Below are 8,483 nucleotides of genomic sequence, written 5' to 3'. Positions count from 1 at the left end.
CCCTCATACCCACCCCCATACTCATCCCCACGCTATGCCCGTTACCTGGCGCTCGCTCCTGGCACTTGGGATTTCGGGTGGCATCGTACCCTGCCCGTCTGCCCTAGTCTTGTTGCTGTCGGCGATCGCCCTGCATCAAGCAGCCTATGGCATGGCGTTAGTGAGTATGTTTAGCCTTGGCCTAGCAGGGGTGCTGATCGGGCTGGGTCTGCTGGTGATTTACGCACGGCAATGGCTCGATCGTTTGCCCCCCAGCCCCCGCTTGGGCCTGTTCCAACGCTATTTACCCGTGGCTAGCGCGATCGCGGTGATTGTTGTGGGTGCCGGGTTAACCCTAGGGAGCCTCCTCTGAACCCTGTTTATCGCCGACTGGTCGAGCGGGCGGGACAATCTTGCTGTCTGTCCCACTTAGTACCGAGCAGCCTGAGATCAGGGTGGGATTGTGGGGGCTAATCAGCCATTACAGCACTTCTATACTGGGTGAGGTACAGGCAAGGGGCTTTAGCCCCTGGTTGGCAAGGCTTGACAGTACTTCAACAGTACTTCATTACAAGGGGGGTATCGACTACCCAGGAGGGTGACTGGTACAGGACTGGTCACCGATCGACGATCCTTGCCTGAACACAGGGGACCGCCACGATCGGCTGTTTAGCGGCAGTGTGTGTCAGTTTCTAAAGTTGCACGGAACCTAGCTTGGGATTAACCGTCCTGACTCTAGGCTTAGGTTAGGATCGAAATCAGCCCTGGACCTGGAAGTTGAGTAAGTGCCATGAAGCTAAAGCATTCCCTGTTGTGTCTAACTTCCCTACTGCTTGTCAACACTGCCTATGGCGTCGTGACGAGTACCCCCAGCTTGGCCGCCACGTTCCGGGCCGATGAGCAAACTAATATTGATGTTTACCGGAATGCCAGCCCCGCTGTCGTTACGATCATCGGGGGCAATAACACTGGGTCCGGCAGTATCATCAGTCCGGAGGGGCTGGTGATTACGAATGAACATGTCGTGCGCATGGCACGGGGTGGCGTTGTGGGTGTGCAAACCAGCAATGGCCAACGCTACACCGGCCAGGTATTAGCTACGGATACTGCCAATGATCTTGCCCTGATCCAATTACGCACCAGTGAACGGTTACCCTACATCCGGTTGGCCAGCAGTGAGGGAATTCAGGTGGGGCAACAGGTGTTTGCGATCGGCAGCCCCTTTGGATTATCAGGCACGCTCACGACGGGAATTCTCAGTCGCATTGCCCAAAATGGGGATCTCCAAACGGATGCTGTCCTGAATCCGGGTAACTCTGGTGGTCCATTGCTCAACTCCCAAGGCGAATTGATTGGGGTTAACAAGGCCATCCTCGCGAATCAGGGTGGGAATACGGGGATTGGCTTTGCCACCAGTGCGACTGTGGCCCGTCAGTTTGTGGCGCAAGCTCAGCAAGGTCGCCTCGCTAATCCTGCGATCGCCGCTGCCCCACCCCCAACCACCGCTCCGCGAACCGTTGGCCCCCAAATCCAGTCCCCTATTCCGCGTCCCCCGGTGGCCATCGCCCCAACCCCCAATTTCCCCACCTATCCAGGAGGATATGGCGCAGCTACCAATCCTCCCCGTTTAGGGGTTGTCCTAAATGCAGCAACAATGGTGGTGGAACAAGTCCGGCAAGGCTCGATCGCCGCCACGATCGGCCTGCGACCGGGGGATCAACTGGTTGCCCTCAATGGCCGCCCCCTGCGCGGATTTGCCGATCTTGAACAATATCTCAATCGTTACCCCAGTTCGGTTATCTTAACCGTGGGCCGGAACCATCGCCTTGCCCATGTGCGGGTGGATTTTTAAGGAGGGTGGGAATGCGTCTGGAATCCGGGGAACCGAGCGCGATTTGCATCGTCAAGCAGTATGCGTGAGAAGGGAGATGGGGTTATGAAAAGGCAGCGATCGTTCTTAGGATTAGCGTTCACATTACCGGTGTTGCTGTTGACCCTGGTGGGGGGGAGCAGTGGACGGGCGGACGCCCGTATGGTTGAAATATCTGGCAATTCACCCGATCCCTTAACCCTAAGGGGGACGGCGGGTGGTCAACAACAGAGTGATTGTGGCTTTATCCCTAGCGCACCCAGCGAAACCTTGCGCCTTACCCAGGCATTTCCCTTCCTGCGCCTACGGGTGGAAGCAACACCCAGCGTGACGCTCTTGGTGGATGGGCCGGGGGGACGATTTTGCATCCTGCGCGATCGGATGTCTAATGGCCAGTTGGAAATGTCGGGTTACTGGGGACCAGGAAACTACAATATCTACATTGGGGACACAGGGAATAGTCAAAGTAGTTATGTCCTGACCATCTCCCGACGGAACTAACCTAACCGGTTCACGGCGTATTCCTTTCATCGCAGTGTTACCTAGGCCCTTGTTCCAGTATGGAATGAGTGCAATAACTTTAAGACTACATGCTTCGAGGATGCCAACTGGAGTGTACCCAGTGTAGCTGGGCATTTCCTGAACGCTTTGCCCCACTTCGCTTGTCATCACATAATATTTGTAGACTTAGACAACGGGCTATGAATGAAAATAGAGAGCCTCATGTTCTCCTGAACCAAGTTGTTGATAAATTCGTTAAAAACGACATAACTAATGCGAGAAAGTAAATTGGCACTTTCAGGTTGAACTTTCGGTTCCTTGGTAGCCGCCGCCAGAGTCATGGTTTTAATTTGGGGACGATCGCCCTATGCCAACAAACAGGTAAGATCGTATCTATGAAACCCACTCAACCCTATCAGCCGCTCCTGCTGCGCCTGTTACATGGGCTAACAGGCCTATTTCTGGTGGTAGCTATCCTGACGGCTTTCTGGACATATGACACCTACGATGGGCGCTGGGGACGCATTCCCTTACCCACCTATCGAGAGATTGAGGGGATACATGGCACCTTTGGCCTCTACACTCTCCTGCTATTCCCTCCCTTTGTCCTCTATGCATTTCATCGTGGCCAGCGACGCCTAGTTCAGCCGGATTCCTTTGCTCAATTAGCCCAAATCGGTAAACCCATTTGGTGGTATACCTTAAATCGTTTATGCAATACGTTTGCGCTTATCGCCCTAGCCTTTGCCCTGTTTAGTGGCCGGATGATGGATGAACAATGGCTACCCAGGGGAGAATTAAATCATACTTGGTATTATGCCCACTTAATTTCTTGGGTGATTATGGTCGTCGCGATCGCCTTGCACCTATTGATGAATGCCAAGGTGGGTGGTATCCCGTTACTGCTGTCTATGTTTAACAGACGATTTCGCCACCAGGACAGCCCAAGACGGTGGCCCAGTCATCTATCCCAGTGGTGGTCGGCGATTCAGGCGGGGACTGGGTTCAAGGGGTGGCAAACTCCCAGGCTTTTATTGGGTTTAGAAATTGTCCTTCTCCTGAGTGTGGTTGCAGCTTGGCTGGTCCCGTTGATTGTCTGAGGGGGTAACGGGTGCGCTAAGGTGAGCTTACCCCCAGCATTTGCCCTAATGGCGACTGCCCAATGCTTTGGGCCAATTCCCCGGTACTGATCCAATAGCCCAAGCGCAAGGTGTAGTAGCCCAAGAGGCAACCCAATGCTATTAGTACATAGGGACGATCGCGCCTCAATTGCCGCACAAGCGGATGATAAAACATCTTAACGTGGCGGCCAGTGGTCAGTTCGAGCGCTACTTGCAGGACACCTAAAACCAGGACAATGAATAACACCGGGCCAAACAGGTGTTCAGTTATGGCTTGGTTCCAATCTCCCCGGACAACTGCCATCAGCGATCGGGTCAGGCCACAGGTGGGGCAGGGAATCCCCGTCCAATGGCGCAGGGGACACACTAATCCTGGGAGGCGCAACCCTTGGTTATAGAGAGGGGCACCCATCAGGGGAGCTAGCATGAGCGCCAAGGCACCCCAACGCTGTTGGCGATCGCCAGGGGAGAGGGTTTGGGAAGATAGCCGCCAAAGTGGATACACCGTTGTCAGGTCGCCTCTACTCCTTAAACCCTAGCATTGGTTAGCCCTCGGTCTACTTACCTGGCGGAGTATGACTACTTCTGTTCTGGCAGAAGACATTTATCGGAGTCGCAGCCTGCTGGACCAGCTTCGGTTAAATAACCCGAGTCATAGCGCTGCAAGGCGGTATGGAAGTCATCGGTTTTTCGCCGTTGGTGGATTTCGGCCTGCATCCGATCGTAGGTTTCCTTGGAAATTGGCTCAAAGGGCAGGCGCGGGAAGGTTTGCAGGTCATCAAAACGGGCTAGCAGAGCAGCGGAAATATAGCCCTCGCCGTTTTGAATTGTCTCGTAGATGCGTTTACCCAAGGCTTCGATCTCCGGCTCCCGCAGTTCGATCGTGGCGCTGGTATTATGGGTGGTCCAATGGCGTTGCACCTGCATATAGAAGTCAAATTGGGCTAGGGCGGAGAACTTCGAGATGTCGATCGTGTCCGCCTCCGGCAGGTTCGCCCAGGACACCTCAACGGGTAATTCAACCAGCCATTCGGTACAGCGGGGGTCAAAGGGATCGTTGAGCAGATTCCCATGTTCATCCTTGTCCGACTGGGAGGGGATGACGTTGTAACCGCAGTCGAGACAGGCGAGGGCAACGGGATCGTTCTTACGGAAGGTGATCCGGCGAATAAAGCGCTGGGCCTTGGGCGGATGCCAACCGGGCGAAGCCCCCGTGAGTAAAGACTTTGTGCCGGCTGGCTGCACCGTAGTACAGCGATTCGGGCGTTTGATCCCGTGGCGATCGCAGTAGTCCCAGACGGTGTGATGGACGATCTCGCGCCAGCGCGTTAAGTAATCCTGCTCCTGTTGCCGGAATTGCAACCCTGTGGGGGTATCCGGACGACCTGCTGCCCACCAGCGCAACCAGTCAACCCCAAAGGCAGTCACGAAGAAATCGAAAAGGCCCGTGAAGGAAACGCCGACGATCGGGTCTAATTGCCGACTCAATTGATAGCGCGGTTCTTGGAACTGGTGGTTGAGAAGAACAGCCACCGAGAGGGCACCTGCGGTAAAAGCTTCTTTCTGTTCTTCAAAGTCGCTTGGATCTAACTGATTGAGATGAATTTCCGATAGATTGCATTGTCCCGTCAACGTCCCGCCAAAGACACCCTTATGGAACTCTGACTCGTTGAAGCAGAATGTATCCTGTCGTGCCGCTAGTGGTTCCACTGATCGGATCATCTGCCATTTTCCCTTCATCTTAGCCGGATGGCCTCCGACTGTTTGCACACGCTGGCAGGGGATGGCCGCACAATCTGTAATTTGCAAATACCACAAATCTTGCTGGCGTATGCCTAGATTCGTTTTGCTACCAGCCTTAGATTGCAGATTGATGGATGAACGAATACCGCACTTCAATAACAGTAAATATAACCGATAGGCACGGCCATAGTCTGATATGTACAGGCGAACCCCACCTGTTCCTGTTTCTGAGCCATCGGCATCAATCAACCCTGCAATGAAATGCAAAATACCGTCACGGTGCCAACTGGCTAAGGGTTCTAAGGCATGGGCATTCGTTTTCAGTTGCCTAACTTGCTCGGCATCAAATGCAGGTTTAAAGCCAGTGTAGAGTAGACAAGGCGTGTCAGGGTTTTCAGCATAATAGCGTAATTGACCAGAGGTCTTGCCTGCGATCGCTAGTGACTGATAGCTTTTGGCACCATATAACCGCAGTTGCAGTTGAGGCCGACCATGCGATTGACAGAGGGAACCATCCCCGACTAGTTGCCCTAAGGTATAGGCCCAAATCGGATCAACAAATTTGCCATCCTGGTAATCAATCACAAACGGTTCGGTGTGCAAGGCATACTTGTGATTTACCAATAATCCCTTCAGTTCTTCAGTCGTGACTTCAAGATAATCTTTATCAAAGCGATCCTGGACAAAGAAACGATGCTGGCTGGTTACATCTAGCCAAGTCCCATCGCCAAAAGTAACTCGGTAAAGCTGCCGATTTCGCCCCGTCATCAGGGGAGTTACTCGGCTCCAACGCTGTCCATTCCAAACTTCAACGGATTGCCCAACTAGGGATTGAATGGTATGTAGGCCATCGCGAGTGATCAGTAAGGTATCACCTGCAACACAATGGAAGTTTGCGCCAATAATTTCACCACAGTTATGAGCCACAAAGCCATTGGCATCAAAACACGCTGGTCCCGGTACAGTACAGTCATAAACCGGTTCTATACCATCCAGGCTAATTGTGGCAACAGTGACACTAAAGCGTTCAGAATTATTGCAATTCAGCGAACACGGATAATTCACCAAAGCCTGGTGAAGGTGTTCTGATTTCTGGACAGTTTGAAAACCAATCCATTGCTGGAAGTAGTCAAGATTATCCCCAAGAATAACTAGCTCGTAGTGCTGATTTTGATCAACTAGGCGTGCAATAATCCCAAACCTAGCAAGCATTCGCTGGACAGCTTTTAGGTTAAACAAGTTGGTCTGCTGTAGGCAAATGCTAACGCTTTGCCCTTGACTCACTTTCACCTGAGCATCAGCATCAAAGATTGCCTGCAAGAACCCTCGATAGAAGGCATAACTTCCTTGCTCAACCAGGGGAGTTATCGTCTGACTAACCGGGTCAATGCCATAGGCAACGGCGAGATCGGTTAAGTTGATCGCTTTCCTCCAAGGTTCTACCAGGGTTGAAGCATTCGCTGTGGATGCACCGTGTCCTACGTGCCCAGCAGTTGCTAGGAGGCTAGCCTCACTGATTAAACAGCCCAGTAGCCAACCCGACTCAAAGTCACCCGCTCCTTCCCACGGTTGCAGCCCCCGATGGTTGTGCAGCAAAATGCGATCGCCCGGTTGCAAGGTAGCCGCTTCAACCCATTCGGTATATTGCCGCTTCTGGGTTTGGGCAGTGACCTTGAGCAGCCGATGATTGTTTGTCAACCGCAGGGTATAGCCCTCTTGCGTTTGTAGTTTTACGACGGGTTTCGTCCCACTGTAAAAGAAACCAGCAGGCGTGGTACTGAATAGCTCACCATTAACATAGGTGCTGTGTTGTACGCCGATTAATTGACTAACCTGCCGGGGACCCTCGCCCGTGTGCACCCAGGTGTCGGCGGTGACGCAGGGATTGAGGGCATAACGCTGCAAACGATGCTCGATTTCATTGTCAGGCATCTCTGGCCGATAGTGTTTTAGCCATCGCTTCGCCTCTTCTGCTCCCAGAGAGGTATAGATTTCTAGGAATTCCTGTTTGAGGTCAGGCGTGTGCAGTAAATCGATATTGGCACGGGCGATCGCTTCCGGGGCATATTGAATGGCACCCTCACCGGAATAGAACTGTTTCCGCACCGCTTCAATGCACTCGGTTTCGGTGGGTTTGTGGTGGAAAACACGGGTATGGTTGGCCATGCGCAGGGCATCCCGCTCCGGATCAATCCGCCAGTTGCCCGCCTCATCCTGCTGCCATAGATTGGCCTTAGCGTTGGCAAACGCTTCGTCTTCACTGTCCCCTTGGCGCATCCCAGCACTACGCCGAATGTTACCGGCCACGATCGTCACCGCCGCTTCATCAATGAGCAAACAACACTCTACTGAAGTCAATTGGCGACCAACGGCTTTATTAAGAATGCGAGCGCAACGCTGGTACATATCCGACAACTTAATTGGGTTGGCAACGCCGCCAAAGCCCTGCAACGGTTCCCCGGCTGGACGCACATGGCTCAGATCAACGATGACCTCGACTTTGCCGGTAAAGCGATCGTCGGTTGAGAGTTCCAGCAGCGATTGATAGGACTTAACCCAACCCTGGCGGCTATCGCCCACGGTGATCACCACCTGCTGCCCCGTGATCTCGACCTCGGTTTCCTCACGCCGATCGCTCACGGGGACACGGCCCACCTCGCCCTGAAGTTTGACCTGAAGGACATTGCGAATGGGGGGCAATTGCTCAATATATTTCGGCTCCAACACCGCACCCGTGCCACAGCCCATCATCGCCAGGTCCATCATCAGCCCAAACGCCCGCCAGTCAGTGACGTTGGTACTGGTGCAGTTGTAGGCTCCGGAGAAGTTTTCCGGTTGCTGAATCCAGTTCGTGCCCCCCACCCAGAGCCAGCGGCCAGAGGGGAGGGCATGAATCGCCCGTTGTTGTCGGTTGAGCAGGGCGACTTCTTCGGGGGTCAGGTGGCCCAACTCAGCTAATCCTTGGAGCGTGCGATCGCAGACCGCATCCCAAGACTCCCGTTCCCCATCCTGTTTGCGGCTGTAGGTGCGGTAAAACACCGGATTCGCCGTCGGAGCCGACTGGGGAAAACCTGCGGTCTTGCGGGTGCGCTCAAGTTCTTGGACCATGATCACTGCTCCTAGGGGGGTGTTGGGAGAAAAGCCCTATCTCTACACTATCGGTAGAGTGTCTAAGGTAGAGTGTCTATCGTACCGCAGAGACCGGGTTGCGGCATCCCCCCCAGGGGTAAAACCGTTAGATATGCTTATGGGTGGACGCTCCTTATGGT

The 8,483-nt window shown here is 53.7% G+C and carries 6 protein-coding genes; 4 read left to right on the top strand and 2 right to left on the bottom strand.

Annotated features, from left to right (window positions below):
• The 4 genes from ACWIUF_RS19880 to ACWIUF_RS19865 form a co-directional block, all read left to right on the top strand.
• Positions 1 to 352: urease accessory protein UreH domain-containing protein (locus ACWIUF_RS19880; RefSeq protein ID WP_448574273.1), on the top strand; the 352-nt coding region annotated here is incomplete at its 5' end.
• A gap of 417 nt (positions 353 to 769) precedes the next feature.
• Positions 770 to 1,831: a S1C family serine protease gene (locus ACWIUF_RS19875; protein WP_448574272.1), complete on the top strand. Its 1,062-nt coding sequence runs from the start codon at positions 770 to 772 to the stop codon at positions 1,829 to 1,831.
• Between the two features lie 84 nt (positions 1,832 to 1,915).
• Positions 1,916 to 2,350 carry a hypothetical protein gene (locus ACWIUF_RS19870; protein ID WP_448574271.1) on the top strand — a complete coding sequence of 145 codons (435 nt, stop codon included), beginning with the start codon at positions 1,916 to 1,918 and terminating at the stop codon, positions 2,348 to 2,350.
• A gap of 395 nt (positions 2,351 to 2,745) precedes the next feature.
• A complete protein-coding gene (locus ACWIUF_RS19865; protein ID WP_448574270.1) occupies positions 2,746 to 3,450 on the top strand; it encodes a cytochrome b/b6 domain-containing protein in 705 nt (234 codons plus the stop codon).
• A gap of 16 nt (positions 3,451 to 3,466) precedes the next feature.
• Here the strand turns inward: ACWIUF_RS19865 and ACWIUF_RS19860 are convergent, their stop codons facing one another.
• Positions 3,467 to 3,976: a DUF2752 domain-containing protein gene (locus tag ACWIUF_RS19860; RefSeq protein ID WP_448574269.1), complete on the bottom strand. Its 510-nt coding sequence runs from the start codon at positions 3,974 to 3,976 to the stop codon at positions 3,467 to 3,469.
• 74 nt (positions 3,977 to 4,050) lie between these two features.
• The gene (nrdJ, locus tag ACWIUF_RS19855) at positions 4,051 to 8,322 is read right to left on the bottom strand and encodes a ribonucleoside-triphosphate reductase, adenosylcobalamin-dependent (RefSeq protein WP_448574268.1); all 4,272 of its coding nucleotides are present in this window, start codon (positions 8,320 to 8,322) and stop codon (positions 4,051 to 4,053) included.
• Positions 8,323 to 8,483 lie beyond the last annotated feature (161 nt).

Source organism: Trichothermofontia sp. (genome assembly GCF_053493415.1).
This window is presented reverse-complemented; position numbering and strand designations above follow the sequence as displayed.